The organism is Agrobacterium sp. CNPSo 3708, assembly GCF_028674915.1.
GTDB classification, from domain to species: domain Bacteria; phylum Pseudomonadota; class Alphaproteobacteria; order Rhizobiales; family Rhizobiaceae; genus Agrobacterium; species Agrobacterium cavarae.
The window spans coordinates 1-16,840 of the sequence record NZ_JAQZSF010000003.1 but is presented as its reverse complement, the minus strand read 5'-3'; the positions used below and the strand labels follow the sequence as shown (position 1 = coordinate 16,840).

At 60.0% G+C, this 16,840-nt stretch carries 19 protein-coding genes; 10 read left to right on the top strand and 9 right to left on the bottom strand.

What is annotated here, in order from left to right; all coding sequences use genetic code 11:
• Positions 1-152: 152 nt before the first annotated feature.
• Both PVA19_RS07560 and PVA19_RS07555 read left to right on the top strand, forming a co-directional pair.
• A complete protein-coding gene (locus PVA19_RS07560; protein ID WP_062425131.1) occupies positions 153-1,451 on the top strand; it encodes an adenylosuccinate synthase in 1,299 nt (432 codons plus the stop codon).
• 70 nt (positions 1,452-1,521) lie between these two features.
• Entirely contained in the window at positions 1,522-3,942 is a 2,421-nt protein-coding gene (locus PVA19_RS07555; protein WP_274101878.1) for a hypothetical protein, read from the top strand.
• 229 nt (positions 3,943-4,171) lie between these two features.
• Here PVA19_RS07555 and rpoH read toward each other — a convergent pair whose 3' ends face one another.
• Both rpoH and PVA19_RS07545 read right to left on the bottom strand, forming a co-directional pair.
• A complete protein-coding gene (gene rpoH / locus PVA19_RS07550) occupies positions 4,172-5,074 on the bottom strand; it encodes an RNA polymerase sigma factor RpoH (RefSeq protein ID WP_062425133.1) in 903 nt (300 codons plus the stop codon).
• A 262-nt stretch (positions 5,075-5,336) separates the two neighbouring features.
• Positions 5,337-6,359: an RluA family pseudouridine synthase gene (locus tag PVA19_RS07545; protein WP_111850335.1), complete on the bottom strand. Its 1,023-nt coding sequence runs from the start codon at positions 6,357-6,359 to the stop codon at positions 5,337-5,339.
• Positions 6,360-6,399: 40 nt separating this feature from the next.
• On the opposite strand from PVA19_RS07545, the gene PVA19_RS07540 reads away from it, so the two are divergent.
• The 3 genes from PVA19_RS07540 to PVA19_RS07530 all read left to right on the top strand — a co-directional run bounded on the left by PVA19_RS07540 (position 6,400) and on the right by PVA19_RS07530 (position 8,315).
• Positions 6,400-6,786 (top strand): hypothetical protein, encoded by a 387-nt coding sequence (locus PVA19_RS07540; RefSeq protein ID WP_274101877.1) that lies wholly within the window; start codon positions 6,400-6,402, stop codon positions 6,784-6,786.
• Positions 6,776-7,630: a TrmH family RNA methyltransferase gene (locus tag PVA19_RS07535; protein WP_274102259.1), complete on the top strand. Its 855-nt coding sequence runs from the start codon at positions 6,776-6,778 to the stop codon at positions 7,628-7,630. The genes PVA19_RS07540 and PVA19_RS07535 overlap by 11 nt, the downstream gene beginning before the upstream one ends.
• Before the next feature lie 103 nt (positions 7,631-7,733).
• Positions 7,734-8,315 (top strand): transglycosylase SLT domain-containing protein, encoded by a 582-nt coding sequence (locus PVA19_RS07530; protein ID WP_062598816.1) that lies wholly within the window; start codon positions 7,734-7,736, stop codon positions 8,313-8,315.
• A 67-nt stretch (positions 8,316-8,382) separates the two neighbouring features.
• On the opposite strand, the gene PVA19_RS07525 is transcribed toward PVA19_RS07530, so the two are convergent.
• Both PVA19_RS07525 and PVA19_RS07520 read right to left on the bottom strand, forming a co-directional pair.
• Positions 8,383-8,994, bottom strand: coding sequence for an alpha/beta hydrolase (locus PVA19_RS07525; RefSeq protein ID WP_274101876.1), 612 nt, complete (start codon positions 8,992-8,994; stop codon positions 8,383-8,385).
• 60 nt (positions 8,995-9,054) lie between these two features.
• Entirely contained in the window at positions 9,055-9,999 is a 945-nt protein-coding gene (locus PVA19_RS07520; RefSeq protein ID WP_274101875.1) for a VOC family protein, read from the bottom strand.
• 314 nt (positions 10,000-10,313) lie between these two features.
• On the opposite strand from PVA19_RS07520, the gene PVA19_RS07515 reads away from it, so the two are divergent.
• On the top strand, positions 10,314-10,733 hold the full coding sequence (locus tag PVA19_RS07515) for a hypothetical protein (protein WP_274101874.1): 420 nt from the start codon (positions 10,314-10,316) through the stop codon (positions 10,731-10,733).
• 100 nt (positions 10,734-10,833) lie between these two features.
• Here PVA19_RS07515 and ung read toward each other — a convergent pair whose 3' ends face one another.
• Both ung and PVA19_RS07505 read right to left on the bottom strand, forming a co-directional pair.
• Positions 10,834-11,526: a uracil-DNA glycosylase gene (gene ung / locus PVA19_RS07510; RefSeq protein WP_274101873.1), complete on the bottom strand. Its 693-nt coding sequence runs from the start codon at positions 11,524-11,526 to the stop codon at positions 10,834-10,836.
• A gap of 24 nt (positions 11,527-11,550) precedes the next feature.
• On the bottom strand, positions 11,551-11,946 hold the full coding sequence (locus PVA19_RS07505) for a VOC family protein (RefSeq protein ID WP_062598821.1): 396 nt from the start codon (positions 11,944-11,946) through the stop codon (positions 11,551-11,553).
• Positions 11,947-12,202: 256 nt separating this feature from the next.
• On the opposite strand from PVA19_RS07505, the gene PVA19_RS07500 reads away from it, so the two are divergent.
• A complete protein-coding gene (locus tag PVA19_RS07500; RefSeq protein ID WP_113180712.1) occupies positions 12,203-12,568 on the top strand; it encodes a YbaN family protein in 366 nt (121 codons plus the stop codon).
• Between the two features lie 9 nt (positions 12,569-12,577).
• Here the strand turns inward: PVA19_RS07500 and PVA19_RS07495 are convergent, their stop codons facing one another.
• Genes PVA19_RS07495 through PVA19_RS07485 form a run of 3 tightly spaced genes read right to left on the bottom strand, consistent with a single transcriptional unit; the run spans position 12,578 to position 15,329 of the window.
• Positions 12,578-13,360 (bottom strand): heme ABC transporter ATP-binding protein, encoded by a 783-nt coding sequence (locus PVA19_RS07495; RefSeq protein ID WP_274101872.1) that lies wholly within the window; start codon positions 13,358-13,360, stop codon positions 12,578-12,580.
• Positions 13,357-14,430, bottom strand: coding sequence for a FecCD family ABC transporter permease (locus PVA19_RS07490; protein ID WP_440598600.1), 1,074 nt, complete (start codon positions 14,428-14,430; stop codon positions 13,357-13,359). The genes PVA19_RS07495 and PVA19_RS07490 overlap by 4 nt, the downstream gene beginning before the upstream one ends.
• A gap of 11 nt (positions 14,431-14,441) precedes the next feature.
• Positions 14,442-15,329: a heme/hemin ABC transporter substrate-binding protein gene (locus tag PVA19_RS07485; RefSeq protein ID WP_274101869.1), complete on the bottom strand. Its 888-nt coding sequence runs from the start codon at positions 15,327-15,329 to the stop codon at positions 14,442-14,444.
• Positions 15,330-15,513: 184 nt separating this feature from the next.
• On the opposite strand from PVA19_RS07485, the gene PVA19_RS07480 reads away from it, so the two are divergent.
• From PVA19_RS07480 to PVA19_RS07470, 3 genes are all read left to right on the top strand, one after another.
• Positions 15,514-15,861, top strand: a complete 348-nt coding sequence (locus PVA19_RS07480; protein WP_062439883.1) for an antibiotic biosynthesis monooxygenase family protein — start codon at positions 15,514-15,516, stop codon at positions 15,859-15,861.
• Entirely contained in the window at positions 15,858-16,397 is a 540-nt protein-coding gene (gene hutX, locus PVA19_RS07475) for a heme utilization cystosolic carrier protein HutX (RefSeq protein ID WP_440598529.1), read from the top strand. The genes PVA19_RS07480 and hutX overlap by 4 nt, the downstream gene beginning before the upstream one ends.
• A gap of 218 nt (positions 16,398-16,615) precedes the next feature.
• Positions 16,616-16,840, top strand: a 225-nt coding sequence (locus PVA19_RS07470; RefSeq protein ID WP_337993146.1) for an ACT domain-containing protein, incomplete at its 3' end; no start/stop codon positions are given.

Genomic DNA, 16,840 nt, shown 5'->3' with positions numbered 1-16,840 from the left:
GTTGCACGCTTTTCAGCCATAGGATGGGCACAATTATCCTACAAAAGCAAAATTCCGCTGCATAAACAGGGTCGCTTTCCGCAAAACAACGCAGTATAGATTTGCGGGTTTGAGGTAGGGGCGCCCCGGCGCCATGAGCAGGAAAGCAAGAAATGACGAATGTAGTCGTGGTCGGCTCGCAGTGGGGCGACGAAGGCAAGGGTAAGATTGTTGACTGGCTCTCCGAGCGCGCCGACGTGGTCGTGCGCTATCAGGGTGGGCACAATGCCGGTCATACGCTTGTCATTGATGGCGTCAGCTACAAGCTGTCCCTGCTTCCTTCCGGCGTCGTTCGTCCTGGCAAGCTTGCCGTCATCGGCAATGGCGTGGTGGTCGATCCTCACGCACTGATTGCGGAAATGGGCCGTCTGGAAGCCCAGGGCGTCAAGGTGACGGCTGAGAACCTGCGCATCGCCGACAATGCCACGCTCATCCTGTCTCTGCACCGCGAACTGGACGGCATGCGCGAAGACGCGGCTTCCAACAGTGGCACCAAGATCGGCACCACCCGCCGCGGCATTGGTCCTGCCTATGAAGACAAGGTCGGCCGTCGCGCCATCCGCGTCATGGATCTCGAAGACCGTGAGGCGCTGTCGGCCAAAGTCGACCGCATTCTGACCCATCACAATGCCCTTCGTCGCGGTTTCGGCGCTGCCGAAGTTGCGCATGAAACCATCATGGAAGAGCTGACATCGATTGCCGATCGCATTCTTCCCTTCAGCGAAACCGTCTGGCTGCTGCTCGACAAGAAGCGCCGCGCTGGTGCGCGCATCCTGTTCGAAGGCGCGCAAGGCTCGCTTCTCGATATCGACCACGGCACCTATCCCTATGTGACGTCGTCCAACACGGTGGCGGGTCAGGCGGCTGCCGGTTCGGGCATGGGCCCCGGCTCGCTCGGCTATATTCTGGGCATCACCAAGGCCTATACGACGCGCGTCGGCGAAGGCCCCTTCCCGACCGAACTGCACGACGAAATCGGCCAGTTCCTCGGCGAGAAGGGTCATGAATTCGGCACCGTTACGGGCCGCAAGCGCCGCTGCGGCTGGTTCGATGCGGCCTTGGTGCGCCAGTCGGTCGCCACCAACGGCATCACCGGCATTGCGCTCACCAAGCTCGATGTTCTCGATGGCCTGGACGAACTGAAAATCTGCGTCGGCTACAAGCTCGACGGCCAGGAAATCGATCACCTTCCGGCAAGCCAGGGCGCACAGGCCCGCGTCGAGCCGATCTACATCACGCTTGAGGGCTGGAAGGAATCGACCGTCGGTGCCCGCAAGTGGGCGGACCTGCCGGCCCAGGCGATCAAATATGTGCGTCAGGTCGAGGAACTGATCGGCGCGCCCGTGGCACTGCTGTCCACCAGCCCGGAGCGTGACGACACCATACTTGTGACTGACCCGTTTGAGGACTAATGTCCTCGGCGATCAAACTTCATAAACCATTTCGGGTCAGCGTGTTGCCGGTCCCGACGAGAAAGTGCTGATGGCGGATTTTGTAGCAGTCATTCGCAAGGCCGTGGATGGCTTGGCGAACAATACTCCCGAAAACCGGGCCAAGGTGTACGACAAGGCACGCAGCGCCGTCGTGCGCCAGCTTGAAAACATGAAGCCACGCCCGCCGGAAGAAATGCTCCAGCGGCAGATCATGAAGCTCGACACCGCGATTGCCGAGGTCGAGGGCGAGTATTCCGAAGCACTTCCCGCAGTGGAGGACGAAGACGAAGGCGCGGCCGCCGCTTACGCGGCGCCTGCGACCGAAGACGTGTCGTCGCCCTATTATGAAGAAAGCGTCGCACAGCAGCAGCGCTACGCCGATGACCATCGGGATGAGGCGGAACCCGCCCATCCAGATCAGCAGGCGGAGCCTGAGCAGCACGATACCTATGCTGCCCACCAAGATGTGGAACGGCACGAAGAGCGCGAGCCCGCCTATCAGGCTGAGCCGGCCGAAGAGCCGGCCTACCGTGCCGGGGAGACGGCAGAAGACACCGAGCGTTACGAGCGCCCGGCATTCGACGAGACGCCCGCGACGCACCAGGAGCCGGAGACCTATCGCCACGAGGCCCCGGCCTATGCTCATGAGCATGAGGACGAGCACCACGGTGTCGAAGCGCGTCATGAGCCCGTCGCCGAGGAAGACCACGCGCACCGCGACTGGGTCGGCCAGGACAGCCATCTCGAGCCCGCCCCGTGGGAGCGCGAAGAGACGACGGTCGGCGACCATGTAGCTGACGATCAGCTTCATGCCGCTTATCGCCACGACGAGGTTGCCCATGACGATTACCGTCATGAGGAGATCCGTCAGGATGACGACGCGCGCGAAGAACCGCGTCAGGCAGAACCCTTCAGCACCGAAACCGTGCTGCATGAGAACGCACCGCTTCCCTACACGGCAGGCTTCGACGGCCATTCCAATTACTATGGCAATGTCAGCGTAGAGCCGGAGAACCGTCCCGCTTCCGACGAGACGCATTATGCCGCCTTCGACGAGCATGACGCTCATCGCGATCAGCCGGAAACCACGCAAGCAACTGCCGCTGGCATGGCTGCGGCTCCGGTCGACGATTTCTCTTCGTATTTTCAGGACACGGCACTCGATCTGCCGCCGAAGTCTTCGCCATCCCTGCCCCGTGCAGATGAAGATCCTTTTGCGGCAAGCGCCAAGAAGGACGACAAGGAACGCACGCCCTGGGACGATCTCGAAGAACTGATCGGCTATGATGGCGGCGCAAACGAGCGCTCCGACAAGACGGCCGGCAATAATTTCGACAACGGCTTTACCGGCGCTGGCATTCCGGCCGCCGCCTATGCGACGAAGAAAAAGCCGAAGCGCAATTATGCCGGCATGGTTCTTGGCGTTGGCCTCCTGGTGCTGCTTGCAGGCGGTGGTTACGCCGCTTGGATGAACCGCGAGGCCCTGAACGACATGGTCGGCGGTCTGGTCAATTCGGCCAAGACGGGCACATCGACCGAGACACCATCCAACGGAACCTCGCAGACGGCATCGGCACCGGCCAATGGCCAAACACCGGCTGGCAATCAGCCAGCGGCCAACGGCCAGGCACCGGCCCAGGGCCAGGCGTCGACAGCGACGCCGGCAGCGACGCGTCCTGCCGATGACGGCTCCGTCACCGGCACGAAGTTCACCCAGCGGCTTCTCGCCGATGGTACGGAGAAGGACGAAGGCCCAGGCCCAGGCGCCAATGGCCAGCCTGTGACCGCAGAAGGCCAATCGGTCTATCAGCAGAACGAAGCGCCTTCGGCCCAGAACACAGCTGCCGCGGCACCTGCAGCCTCTGGCAACCAGCCCGCCGCACAGCAGACCGCAGCCCCGGCTGCCGCAGCAACCGGCGACCGCATGTTCCTTTACGAGGAAGTGCTTGGCCAGACGGTTCCGACAGCGATCGAAGGAACGGTCTCCTGGACGTTGCAGAACGAGAAGGACGAGGCTGGAAAGCCATCGCCTGAGGTTCAGGGCCAGATCACCATTCCCGGCCGTGGCCTCAGCGCACTCATCACCTTCAAGCGCAACACCGACCCGTCGCTTCCCGCAAGCCATCTGGTCGAGATCGTCTTCTCGGTCTCGCCCGGCTTCGAAGGCGGCGCCATCGACAGCGTCCAGCGCATCGCCATGAAGTCCACTGAACAGGACCGCGGCAACGCACTCATCGCCGTTCCTGCAAAGATCACCGACGATTTCCACATGATCGCGCTGAACGACTTCCCCGACGCACGCAAGACCAATCTGGAATTGCTCAGAACCCGCGACTGGATCGACATCCCGGTGTCCTACCGCAACGGTCGCCGGGCGCTTCTGACGCTTCAGAAGGGCGCTGACGGCAAGTCTGCATTTGAGACCGCGCTTCGCGAGTGGATGGCGGCATCGCCGACGCCCGCGCAGTAAGCAGGTCGGATAACTCAACCATCGGCCCGAAAATCGGAATCGATTTTCGGAAAGCACGATGCGTAGATCAAAGAAGATAGAGCGTCCTTTGTGCGTCCAATAGGACGCACGGCGCTCTAACGCATGTCGCGCAAAAGTGTGCAGCGGTTTTGCGATAACGACATGCGACAAAACAAGGACTTAAAGCGTAGGGAGCGAATCTGAAAGATCGCGACACGCTTTAAACGTATCAGGCGTCCACGAGCCGGAGTGCCTTGGCAGCCTCTTCGGCTTGCTTCTGCACCGCGTCCTGCACCTTTTCAAAGGCGCGGACTTCGATCTGGCGAACGCGTTCGCGGCTGATGTCGAATTCGGTGGACAGCTCTTCGAGCGTTACCGGATCTTCCGCCAGACGGCGTGCCTCGAAGATGCGGCGTTCGCGATCGTTCAGAACGCCGAGTGCCTTGGAAAGCATGCGGCGGCGGGTTTCGAGCTCGTCCTGCTCGATCAGCACCGCTTCCTGGCTTTCCTGGTCGTCCACCAGCCAATCCTGCCACTGGCCGGATTCGCCCTCGGACGCCTTGATCGGCGCATTCAGCGAGGCGTCGCCGGACAGGCGGCGGTTCATCGAGATGACTTCTTCCTCGGACACCTGCAGCTTCGTCGCGATTTCCTTGACATGCTCGGCCTTCAGATCGCCGTCGTCGATCGCCTGCAGACGCCCTTTGAGACGACGCAGGTTGAAGAAGAGGCGCTTCTGGTTGGCGGTCGTGCCCATTTTGACCAGAGACCACGAGCGCAGGATATATTCCTGGATCGACGCCTTGATCCACCACATGGCATAGGTCGCAAGGCGAAAGCCGCGATCGGGATCGAACTTCTTCACCGCCTGCATCAGGCCGACATTGCCCTCGGACACGACTTCGCCGATCGGCAGACCGTAACCACGGTAACCCATGGCGATCTTGGCAACGAGGCGAAGGTGACTGGTCACGAGCTTATGGGCGGCATCTCTGTCGCCGTGCTCGGCATAACGCTTGCCCAGCATATATTCTTCCTGCGGTTCCAACATCGGGAACTTGCGAATTTCGTCTAGATATCGGTTCAGACCGGCTTCACCAGCCGTAATCGATGGCAAACTATTGCGGGCCATAAAGCACCCCCTTTATGTTTTTTCAGGCACGGTTCCCAAACCTAAGGCGAACCTTATCGCGGTTCATTTCCGACCCCGCTTCAAGCCATGTCTTAAATATGTATGCGGATGTCACGTTTCAAGGAAACGCGACACTCCCATAGCGACCAATAATACCTCATCACGGGACGTTGAAAAAACCGATCTCAGCGGAAATCGTTCCCAAAAAAATCATCATTGAAAAACGGCAGGGTGGCGCGCACCGTCAGGCGTTGCTTGCCGCTTAAGCCCGCAACGCTTCGGCCAGTTCTGCCATGTCGTCCGGCATATCCGTTTCGAACTCCATCACCTCGCCGGTACGCGGATGTTCGAAGACCAGCAGATAGGCATGCAGCGCCTGGCGCGGGAAGCGGTTGACGACGATCTTCGCCGGTTCCGGCAGAAGGTTCGCCTTGGTGCGGAAGGCCGCGCCATATTCGGGATCGCCGATCAGTGGATGGCCGATATGGGCCATGTGAACGCGGATCTGGTGGGTGCGCCCGGTCTCCAGCTGGCATTCCACCATGGAGGCGAGCGAGGTTGCATCCGGCTTTTCGTGATAGCGCTCCACCACCTCATAATGGGTTATGGCTTCCCGCGCATCATCGGCATCCTCGCGCTTGACGGCGCGTTTCGTTCGGTCGGTGCTGCGTCCCAAGGCGGCATCGATCGTACCGCGCAGGCTCTTCGGGCGGCCCCAGACAATCGCCTTATAGGCACGCTCCAGCGGGCCGGTGCGGCCGTGGTCGGCAAATTGTGCGGCCAGATGCCGGTGGGCATTGTCGTTCTTGGCGACCACCATCACACCGCTGGTTTCCTTGTCCAGCCGGTGAACGATGCCGGGGCGCTTGACGCCGCCGATGCCGGAGAGACTGTCGCCGCAATGATGGATCAGCGCGTTGACCAGCGTTCCCGTCCAGTTGCCGGCACCCGGATGCACCACGAGACCGGCGGGCTTGATCAGCACGATCAGGTCATCATCCTCATATTCCACCTCGAGTGGAATATCCTCACCCTTGGGTTCGGGATCTTCCGGCTCCGGCATGGTGATCTCGATGCGGTCGCCGACGCGGATCTTCTTCTTCGGCTCGGTGACGGCCACACCATTGACGAAGACGGCCCCCTGCTCGATCAGCGCCTTGAGGCGGCTGCGAGAAAGATCGCCCCCAACTTCGGCTGCCAGCCAGGAATCGAGGCGCCCTTCGGCATCATCGCCAGCAATCAGGACTTTCCTTGCGTCTTCGCCTTGTTTAAAGGGGTCGTTCATTCTTATTTTTCCGATCAATCCGAGACTTCCAAGGACCCCGATGACGCAGATCGAGCAAGACGAACAGGACGACAAGCCGCTAGACCCGGCCATGGAAAAAGTTCGCCGCAAGATGATCCGTTTGCAGATCGTGTCGGGCTTGGTGATGTTTATCAGCCTTATGGCCGTCTTCGGCGCGGTTGTCTACAAGGCGATGGGATCATCGAAAACCGCCACACCGGCGGCGAGCCAGTCCATGCAGGTGCCGTCCGATCAGCCGGTCTCGGCAACCGCAAGCCTGCCGCAGGGCTTCACCATCGAGAACGTCTCCTTCGCCAATGGCGACATGCTGTTCTATGGTCGCCTCGCCAACGGCACACGCAAGGCGCTGGTCTTCAATGTCCAGACACGCCGCTTCGTCGCAGACGTCACCATCGATGCTCAATGATCTGCCTGCCCTGCCGAATGGCGCGCGTCCCATTGCGATAGAGCGAGCGGACGATCCAAGGATCGCTGCCTTTCGCGACATCAAGGAACGCGACCTGACCGGCAGGCACGGCAAATTTATCGTCGAAGGCACGGTTGTGCTGCGCATGCTGGCGGCAGCCCACAAGACAGGCGGCGATTTCCGCGCCGAATGCATCCTGATCCTGAAAAATCGCCTCGCCGGCGTACTGGATATTCTCTCCGATTTTCCAGCAGACGTGCCGGTCTATGTCGCTGAGGCCGAGGTCCTGGACACCATCGTCGGCTTTCACTTGCACCGGGGCATATTGGCTTTGGGCGTGAGGGTGGGAAGCCGCGACAGAGCGCAGACGATTGCCAGCCTGCCGGAAGCCTCGCTGGTCGTCGCAGGCTGCGGCCTTTCCAACCACGACAATATGGGCGCCATGTTTCGCAACGCCGCAGCCTTCATGGCGGACGCGGTGTTTCTGGACTCCACCTCCTGTGATCCGCTCTATCGTAAGGCGCTGCGCGTCTCTGTCGGCTCGGTCCTCTCCGTCCCCTATCATCGCGGCGGAGACGCGCTTTCCATGCTGGAGGCACTGGCAAATGAAGGTTTCGAGATCTGGAGCCTCTCGCCAGCCGGCAAAACGGAAATCCGACATATCCCGCCCTCGCCCCGCATGGCGCTCGTGATTGGCACCGAAGGAGAGGGACTGCCGCCTGCCGTGCTCTCGCGCTTCCATTCGGCGCGCATCGCCCAATCGCCGCAGCTCGATAGCCTCAACGCTGGCACCGCATCCGGTCTCGCACTCTACCAGATGGCGTCGGCCATGGGCCGTATCTGAGCGGTTAACAGGTCCTTAACAGATCGCATTTGCATTAACCCTGTCTCAAAACCGAGCATTAAGATTTACGATTTACTAATGCGCGGAACGAAAGGTTTTCGCGATGCGTAGCGTTTTTGTCGCCCTTTTTCTTTTGATCGTTCTGGCAGGTTGTGCGACAGCCCCGTCGCAGATTACCAATGCCTGTGCCATTTTCGAACAGCGCAACGGCATGTTCAACAACTGGCGCAAGGATGCCGAGGCCGCACAACGCGAGTTCGGCGTGCCCGTGCCGGTGATGATGGCGACGATCTATACGGAATCGAGCTTCCAGCCCTATGCCCGCCCGCCGCGCACCAAGCTTCTCGGCTTCATCCCGTGGAAGCGTAAATCCACCGCCTATGGCTATGCCCAGGCGCTGGACGGTACGTGGGATCGTTACCGCCGCGAAACCGGTCGCTGGGGCGCCAGCCGCACCGACTTCACCGACGCCATTCATTTCGTCGGCTGGTATCACTCCACCAGCAACCGCCAGAACGGCATTGCGCTGAACGACCCCTACAACCTCTATCTCGCGTATTACTCCGGCCATGGCGGCTACGCCAATGGCGTGTGGCGCAACAACACCGCCATTCAAAAGGCGGCGCGGCGCTCGGCCAATATGGCGATCCGCTACGAAGCACAGCTTCGCCAATGCGGCTATTGACAAGCGGCTATTGAGAAATAGCCGCGGCTGAGCCGCAAATAGGCTTGGCCGCCGCTTCTCTTACGCCTCACATATAAGGCGTCAAAAACGTCCGCACCGCTTCGATTTCATTCGACCGAATCTCATGCCCGCCCGGATGCCATTCTTCCGTGACCTCTCCGCCTTGGGCTTTCAGATAGTCCGCAAAGGTCTTGGTCATCGGCACCGGGCAAATCGGGTCGCGCTCCCCGGCCGTGATCAGAACCCGACGTGTCTGCGGCGCAGGCGCCGCTTTCGGCTCGAACGGAATAAGCGGATGCATGAGCGCTGCCGCATCGAAGAGATCGGGGAATTCGATCAGGATATTGGCAAGGATATTCGCGCCATTGGAAAAGCCGAGCCCAACAACCTTGCCCGCCTGATGCGCGTCGCGGTGCGCCGTAACGAAATTGGCCATGCGGCGGGTCGCCCGGTCAAGGTCGTCAAGATCATAGACGCCTTCGGCCTTGCGGCGGAAGAATCGCGCCGCGCCATGTTCGGAAACATCACCTCGTGGCGAAATCACGCTTGCGCTTGGCAAAAGCCGTGAGGCGAAATCGAAGAACTGGTTCTCGTCGCCGCCCGTGCCGTGAAAGACAAAGAAAGCCGGCTGGCCGGGCGTGCCGGCGCGCAGCTTATGAATGTAACTGTCGATGCTCATCTCGTACTCCTCAAATCCTCTACGAGGCCGGCGTTTGAGCCAGCCTCGTTCCCCTGATGTTCAAGCCTTTAGCGAACCATCGAGCGGCTCGAGATGCTGCTCAAGGAAGGGCCGCAGATGCTGGTGCTGCTCGGGTAGTTGCAGCGTCTCACCCAGATGCGCGGTATCCTCATCGCGATCGAAGCCCGGCTCGTTGGTGGCGATCTCGAACAGCACCCCACCCGGCGTCCGGAAATAGATCGCCCAGAAGTAATCGCGGTCGATGACCGGCGTGACCTGATACCCCGTATCCATCAGCGCTTTGCGAACCTCCAACTGCTTTGCACGGTTTTCGACAGCAAAGGCGATGTGATGGACGGAACCGGCACCCAGACGCGCGCCGGAGATATTTGGCATCGTCTCGATATCGATCACATCGGCACCATTGCCACCGGGAATGCCAAGACGGACAACGCCATCCTGCCGGTCTACTTCCTGATAGCCCATGAACTTCAAAAGCTCCGCTGTCGCACCCTCATCGCGTAGGCGCAGCGACGCACCCTGGAAACCATGGATCGCCTGATCCTGGCCGACACCATTGCCAGTGAACTGCGCCCGGCTGTCATCCTTGACTTCCACCAGAGCAAAGCCATCGCCATCGGGGCCAGCAAAATGCAGGCGCTTGTTGCCAAAGGCTTCATCGCTCTTCAGCCCCTCGACATTCGCCTTGGAGAGGCGATCCTGCCAATAACCGAGCGACCCTTCTGGAATTGAAAATAGCGTGGTGCCGACTTCACCCGTACCCGGACGCCCGCGAGCAATATGCGGAAACGGAAAGTAGGTCATGACCGAGCCCGGCGAACCGACCTCATCACCATAATACAGGTGATAGACATCCGGCGCGTCGAAATTGACGGTCTGCTTGACCCGGCGCAGGCCCAGCGTATCGGTGAAGAAGCGGTTGTTGCCCGATGCACTCGCGGCCATGGAGGTGACGTGGTGCAGGCCCTTGATCTGGTTCAACATGATAAAACCCTTGTGCTTCGGCGGGGGCTTCACTCTGGAAGCAGGTGCCGTGTTTGATGGGCTGAAGATGGTGCAGATCGGCCCTGACGCATAGAGTGAACAATCAGAACGGATCGTTCTTTTTCCGAGAACAGTTCTGGGCTGTCAATCGTCACCAGCTTATCTGCAATTACGCAGATTCCTCGCTGACAGTTGTTTTCTCACTATATCTCAAGTCGCTGAAATACATGCGCAATTCTAAACGAAATTTAATTTGACTGTACTACCGGCACTTCTAGATTTCGCGTGTAAATTCCTCGGTTGGGACAACCACCATGAACAAAATCCTCCTTAAAATTTCTGCCGCAATATTGATTTCCACTGCAGTATCAAGCTGTGTCACCACGAATGCCGAAGGCATCAAGCAAACCACTTATACAAAGAACGCCCTCAGCGGCGAGCGCACCAAAATCGATTGGGCTGTCGCGGTGAAGGGAGATTGCAGCGCTCGCGTCATCCCGGAACTGCGCGTTCTGCAAGCCCCTCAACACGGCACCGTCGACATCGTCCACGAAAAGCTAGATGGAAAATTCCACGGGACCTATGCAAAATGCACCGGAAAAGACGTGCAAGGGGCCGCCGCTTATTACACCTCGAAAAAGGGGTTCACCGGCAGTGACAAGGTTGTGATCCGCAACTCATACAAGGACGGTGTGGTGCGAGATTCTGTCGCCGAGATCAACGTCGTCAAGTGATTGACGTTAAAGGCTGAGACCGCTCGGACGGTCGTGTTGGAACCCGCATGCGCTCATTCGGCGCTGCGGGTTTTTGCATGACTCCTGACGAGCAAAGCCCTTACACTTCGTCCGGCAACTGCCAGTCGATCGGGTCTCTTCCATGCGAGATGAGGAAGGCATTGGCCTTGGAGAAATGGTGGTTGCCGAAGAAGCCGTTATGGGCGGAAAGCGGCGATGGGTGGGCCGATTTCAGCACCAGATGTTTGCGCTGATCGACGAAGGACGCCTTCTTCTGGGCGTAAGCGCCCCAGAGCAGGAAGACGACATGATCGCACTGCTCGTTGACGGCGCGGATGACGGCGTCGGTGAACGTCTCCCAGCCTTTTCCCTGATGCGAGGCGGCCCGCGCCTGCTCCACCGTCAGGACGCTGTTGAGAAGCAGAACGCCCTGCTTGGCCCAGCTTTCCAGAAAGCCGTGCTTGACTGGGTGGACGCCGAGATCGCTCTGCAATTCCTTGTAGATATTGACGAGCGAGGGCGGAATGCGCACGCCGGGGCGCACGGAAAAGCAGAGACCATGCGCCTGGCCCGGACCATGATACGGGTCCTGCCCTAGGATCACGACCTTGACCTCGTTGAGCGGGGTCAGATCGAGCGCGCGAAAATACTCCGGCCCCTTGGGAAAGATCTGCTTGCCGGCGTCCTTTTCGGCCAGCAGAAAGCCTTTCAGCTTCTGCATATACTGGCTGTCGAATTCACCCGAAAGCGCCTGTTTCCAGCTCTCTTCGAGTTTTACGCCAGCCTCTGCCATGGTGAGCCGTCCCCTGTAAGCTTCTTACTTGAAGCGATTGCCGCGCTGCAGCACTTCGATCTTGTAGCCGTCCGGATCGCAGATGAAGAAATATTTGGCGAACGGCATGCCTTTGTAATCCGCCTCGATGATCTTGCCAACCGAAAGGCCGAGTTCGGAAAGGCGGGCATGCTCTGCATCCACATCGTCGACGCTGACGGCAAGATGGCCGTAGCCGTCACCCAGCGCATACGGCACCTCGCGGCCCTTGTTGACCGTCAGTTCCAGTTCGAAGTCGCCCTGGCTGTTGCTCAGATAAATCAACGTGAAGGTTTCGAATTCGAAGCGCTCGGCAACATCGAGATTGAAAGCCTGCTTGTAGAAATTCACCGAACGCGTCTCGTCCAGCACCCGGACCATCGAGTGGATCAGCTTGGCCATGGTGTTTTCCTTCTTCCTGTTAAAGCGTGTCGCGATCTTTCGGATTCGCGCCTCACGCTTCGAGTTTTTGTTTTGTCGCATGTCCTTATCGCAAAACCGCAACGCATATTGCGCGGACCATGCTGGGCCGGTTGTACCCCGGCATTTTGGCAGCCAGATAAAGCCGAAAGGCAGAGAGTTCAACCCCTTGGCTCGGAACGAGGGTCTGCCACGCTTTTTCTTTGTCAGGAATGGCACGCCCGTGTTACCGGCAGATATGCGCATTGTTTATCTCTGTCTTGGCTGTCTGATGGTCGCCACCGGTGTGGTCGGTGCGTTTTTGCCCGTGCTGCCGACGACGCCGTTTCTTCTGCTGGCGCTCTGGTGTTTTTCCAAATCGTCGCCGCGACTGGAGGCATGGCTGCTGAACCACCCACGCTTCGGCAAATCCTTGCGCAACTGGCGCGAACACGGCGCCATTCCGCGGCGCGCCAAGATCGCCGCAGTCTCTTTGATGACAATGAGTTATCTGTTTTACCTCATCATCATGGCCCCGTTGGCGCTTCATGCATTGATCGTCGCGGTGGTGATGATCGGCGCCGGAACCTTCGTCGTCACGCGGCCATCGCCGCCGAAGGACTGAACGAGCGGCCTAACGGTGCCGCGCCTGGGGCAGCACATAGGCGATGTGATCGGCCGGCAGACGCCCGACCGCGCCACCTACGCCATAGACCCGCGCAATGGTTTCGTCATTGATGGTCTCGAGCGCCGATCCGCACGCGGTGACGGTGCCACGGTGCATGACGATAAGTTGATCAGCAAACTCCGCCGCAAGATTGAGATCGTGGAGGATCGCCAGCACCGTGCCGCCAGCCGCAACAAAGTCTTTCGTTGTTTCCAGGACGGAAATCTGATGACCGAGATCGAGGCTGGAGGTCGGCTCGTCGAGAAGCAGCACACGGCTTTCGCCGTTCTCCACGGCAAGCGGCACCTGGGCAAGCGCACGGGCAAACTGCACCCGTTGCTGCTCTCCGCCAGACAGCATGTTGTAGGCCCGGCCCTCGAAGCCGCTCAAGCCCACTTTCGCAAGCGCGCGTCGTGCCTGTTCATCCGGGGTGCGCGACCCTTGCGCCACCGCACCCATCCGCACGATTTCAAGCGCGGTGAAGGGAAAGGCGAGTACCGTGCTCTGCGGCAGCACGGCGCGACGGCGCGCGAGTTGCACCGGAGAGAAAACCGAGAGGTCGACATTGCCATAGGCGACATGACCCTGATCGGGCGTCATCTCGCCGCACAACACCTTCATCAAGGTCGATTTTCCCGCACCATTGGGGCCGATGATGATGCTGAAAGTCCCAGGTGCAAGGCTGATCGACACGTCATCGATCAGATGCCGCTCTCCACGCGTGACGGTGACATTGCGCGCCGAAATCATGTCGTGCTCCTCAGACCGAGACCGTTCTTGCCAAGCAGCAGGAAGAGGAAGACCGGTGCACCGATCAGCGCCATGACCACCCCGATCGGCAATTCGGCAGGAGCGGCGACGGTGCGGGCAAAACTGTCCGCAAGCAGCAGAAGTGCCGCTCCGCCAATGGCCGAGGAGGGCAGCAGGAAACGATGCGACGAGCCGATGACGAGGCGCAGCAGGTGCGGCACGACAATGCCGACAAAGCCGATGGAGCCCGCCGCCGCGACACTTGCGCCACAGGCAGCGGCCACGACGACGATAACGATGCGCTTCAGCCGCTGCACCGGAATCCCCATGTGAAAAGCCGCGGCATCGCCAAGGATCAGCGCATCCAGCCCCTTGGAGACGAAGGGAATGCTGACAAGGATCGCCAGCACGAAGGGCAGCGTCGCCAGCACCTTGGTGGAGGTGGCGCCGCCAAGCGAGCCAAGGCTCCAGAAGGTGATGTCGCGTAGCGCCCGGTCGTCCGCCATGAAGATCATCAGGCCCGTCAGGGCACCGCTCAAGGCGGCCACCGCAATGCCGGCAAGGATCAGCACCGTGGTCGAGGTGGCGCCATTGCGCGTGGCAATAATGTAGAGAAGGAATGTGTTGATCAGCCCGCCGGCAAAGGCCATGACCGGCAGAAAGTGGACGCCGAGCAAGAGCGACAGCGGCGCAAGCAGCCCGCCGCCCAGCGCCAATGCCGCAACGGCAAAGAGGGCGGCACCCGAGGTCACGCCGACAAGGCCAGGGTCGGCCAGAGGATTGCGAAACAGCCCCTGCATCATCGCACCCGAAACGGCAAGGGCAGCACCGATCATCAGCCCAAGCCCGGTGCGCGGCAGGCGCACGGCCTCCAGAATGATGCGGTCACGCGCATCCATGCCCTCGGCACCGCCGGTAAAATAAAGCCAGAGTTCATGCAAGCCAACGCCTGTCGGGCCGCTTGCCAGCGACACGAGACAGGCGAGAAACAGGATGAGGCAGAGTGCGCCAAGCGTCACGACGCCCTTGCGGGAGCGATCTCCTGGCACCCTTCCCGCAGCCGCATTCATCGCAATCGCACTCACGGCTTGACGATCTCCGGATAGAGTTTGGACGCAAGCTCACGACCGGCAGCGGGCGTGCGCGGGCCAAAGCCGATCAGGTAAAGCCCGTCCATGCTGATCAGGGCTTTTGCGGCAGCAGCGGGTGTGGACTGGAAGGCGGGCAGTGCAAAGACCTCGTCGGGCTTCGCCGCGTGATCGCCACGCTGCATGGTGAGAATGACATCGGGTGCTGCGGCAATCACCGCTTCGTCCGTCAGCGGCTTGTAGCCGGTAATCTCGGGCGCGGCATTGACGCCGCCTGCAAGCTCGATGATCGCAGCCGCTTCGGTATCCTTGCCCGCCGCCATGATGCGGCCTCCGGCCATGGACAACACGAAGAGAACCCGCTTTTTCTTGTCGCCGACGGTGGCGACATCCTTGGAGAGAGCAGCAAGCTCAGCATCGACCTTGTCGGCCAGCACCTTCGCTTTATCGTCCAGACCGACCGCCGCCCCAACGTCTTCAATCTTCTTGGCGATTGCCCTGGCATCCGGCGGGGTATCGATCGTCACCATCGGCACTTCACTGGCTTTCAGGATGCCGATCACGTCCGGCGGCCCGGCACCGTCTTCGGAAAGGATGAGGTCCGGCTTCTGCGCCAGAACGCCTTCGGAGGAGAGCGCACGCATGTAGCCGACGTCCGGCTTTTGCATGGCCTCGGCAGGATAGGTGCTGGTGGAATCGCGCGCAATCACGCGCTCGCCCGCACCCAGTGCATAAAGGATTTCCGTGATCGTACCGCCGACGGCAACGATCCGCTTCGCCTCAGGATTGCCCTTGTCCGAGGCGGCGGCGTGCAACGGCACGAGCGCGGCGAGCGCTGGCAAAACAACACCAAAGAGAGCGGAACGCGTGAAAACCGGCATGTCATAACCCTGCTATCGAACGGTGCGGCAGGCGTGCCGCCTATAAGTTGAGTTATTTACACATCTTTAAAATGCGCACAATCCGATAAAGTGGAGTATGAGCGTTATCTTTTCTATTTTCCTCTTTTCATTTGCCGAGGCGCTCAATATCCTGAGTAGCATACACCACTTAATGGAGACCCCAATGTTTATCGCAATGAACCGCTTCCGCGTCGTCCCGGGCTATGAAGAGGCCTTTGAGACCATCTGGCGCGAGCGCAAGCGCCATTTGGCCGAAATGCCCGGCTATCTGGAGTTTCATATGCTGAAAGGCCCGAAGGCCGAAGACCATACGCTTTACGCATCGCACACCGTCTGGGCCACCAAGGACGATTTCACCGCATGGACGCGCTCCGAGCAGTTCCGCGCTGCCCATGCCAATGCCGGCAACAATCGCGGCAAGGTCGAATATCTCTCAGGCCCGCATTTCGAAGGCTTCGATGTGATCATCCATGAAGACGCCAACGGCGAAACCCGTTCGGTCGCCGCATGACGATGACAGCCGCAACGCTGAACGCTTCGAACGAGGCAACCGAACGCCGCGCCCGCGCTCAAGCCGCGCTCGCCGAAAAGCCCGATGGTGTGGTGGAAGCCATTGCCGGCAAGGCTGAGGTGACACCTGCCGAAATTCTGGCGATCCTGCCGCCCGGTGCTGCTGTCCAGGCGCCTGCCGAAAGCTTCAACGCCATCTGGGAAGAGCTTCGCAGTTGGGGCGAAATCCTGATGATCGTCCAGACGCCGGATATCGTCTTCGAAGTGGCAGGCACGTTGCCGGAAGGCAGCGAGGGACATGGCTGGTTCAACATCCACGGCGATAGCCCGATTGGCGGCCATATCAAGAAAGAGGCCTGCGCCTCCATCGCCTTCGTCGACCGTACCTTTCATGGACGCCGGTCGCTCTCGGTCTGGTTCATGAATGCGGCGGGCAGCGCCATGTTCAAGATCTTCGTGCGTCGCGATGCGGAGAAGGAATTGCTGCCCCACCAGGTCGCCCGCTTCCAGACCCTTCGCGATAGTTTTCGCGCCTGACGGTCATGAATCAGGGGCTGCCGAATGATCCCATCTCGGCAGCCCGACGCCACTCCTGCTTTGAACAGCCGATGTCGCTCCCGGCATGTTCCGCGCCCTGCGCGTGCCTTATGAATTCCATACATTGATCTGAAGCGCAAAAGCGGCGCGATGGAGGACTTGCGCCCACGCACGCTTGCGCTATTAGGCACCATAAAGATCGCGAGGGGTAAGACCAGATGACGACCTATGTATTGACCGTAGCTTGCAAATCCACACGCGGCATCGTCGCCGCCATCTCGGGTTATCTCGCGGACAAGGGTTGCAACATCGTCGATAGCTCGCAATTCGACGACCTCGAAACTGGCAAGTTCTTCATGCGCGTCTCCTTCATTTCGGAAGAGGGCGTGTCGCTTTCAGACATCAAGGAAGGCTTCAAGCCGGTTGCCGAGCGCTTCAAGATG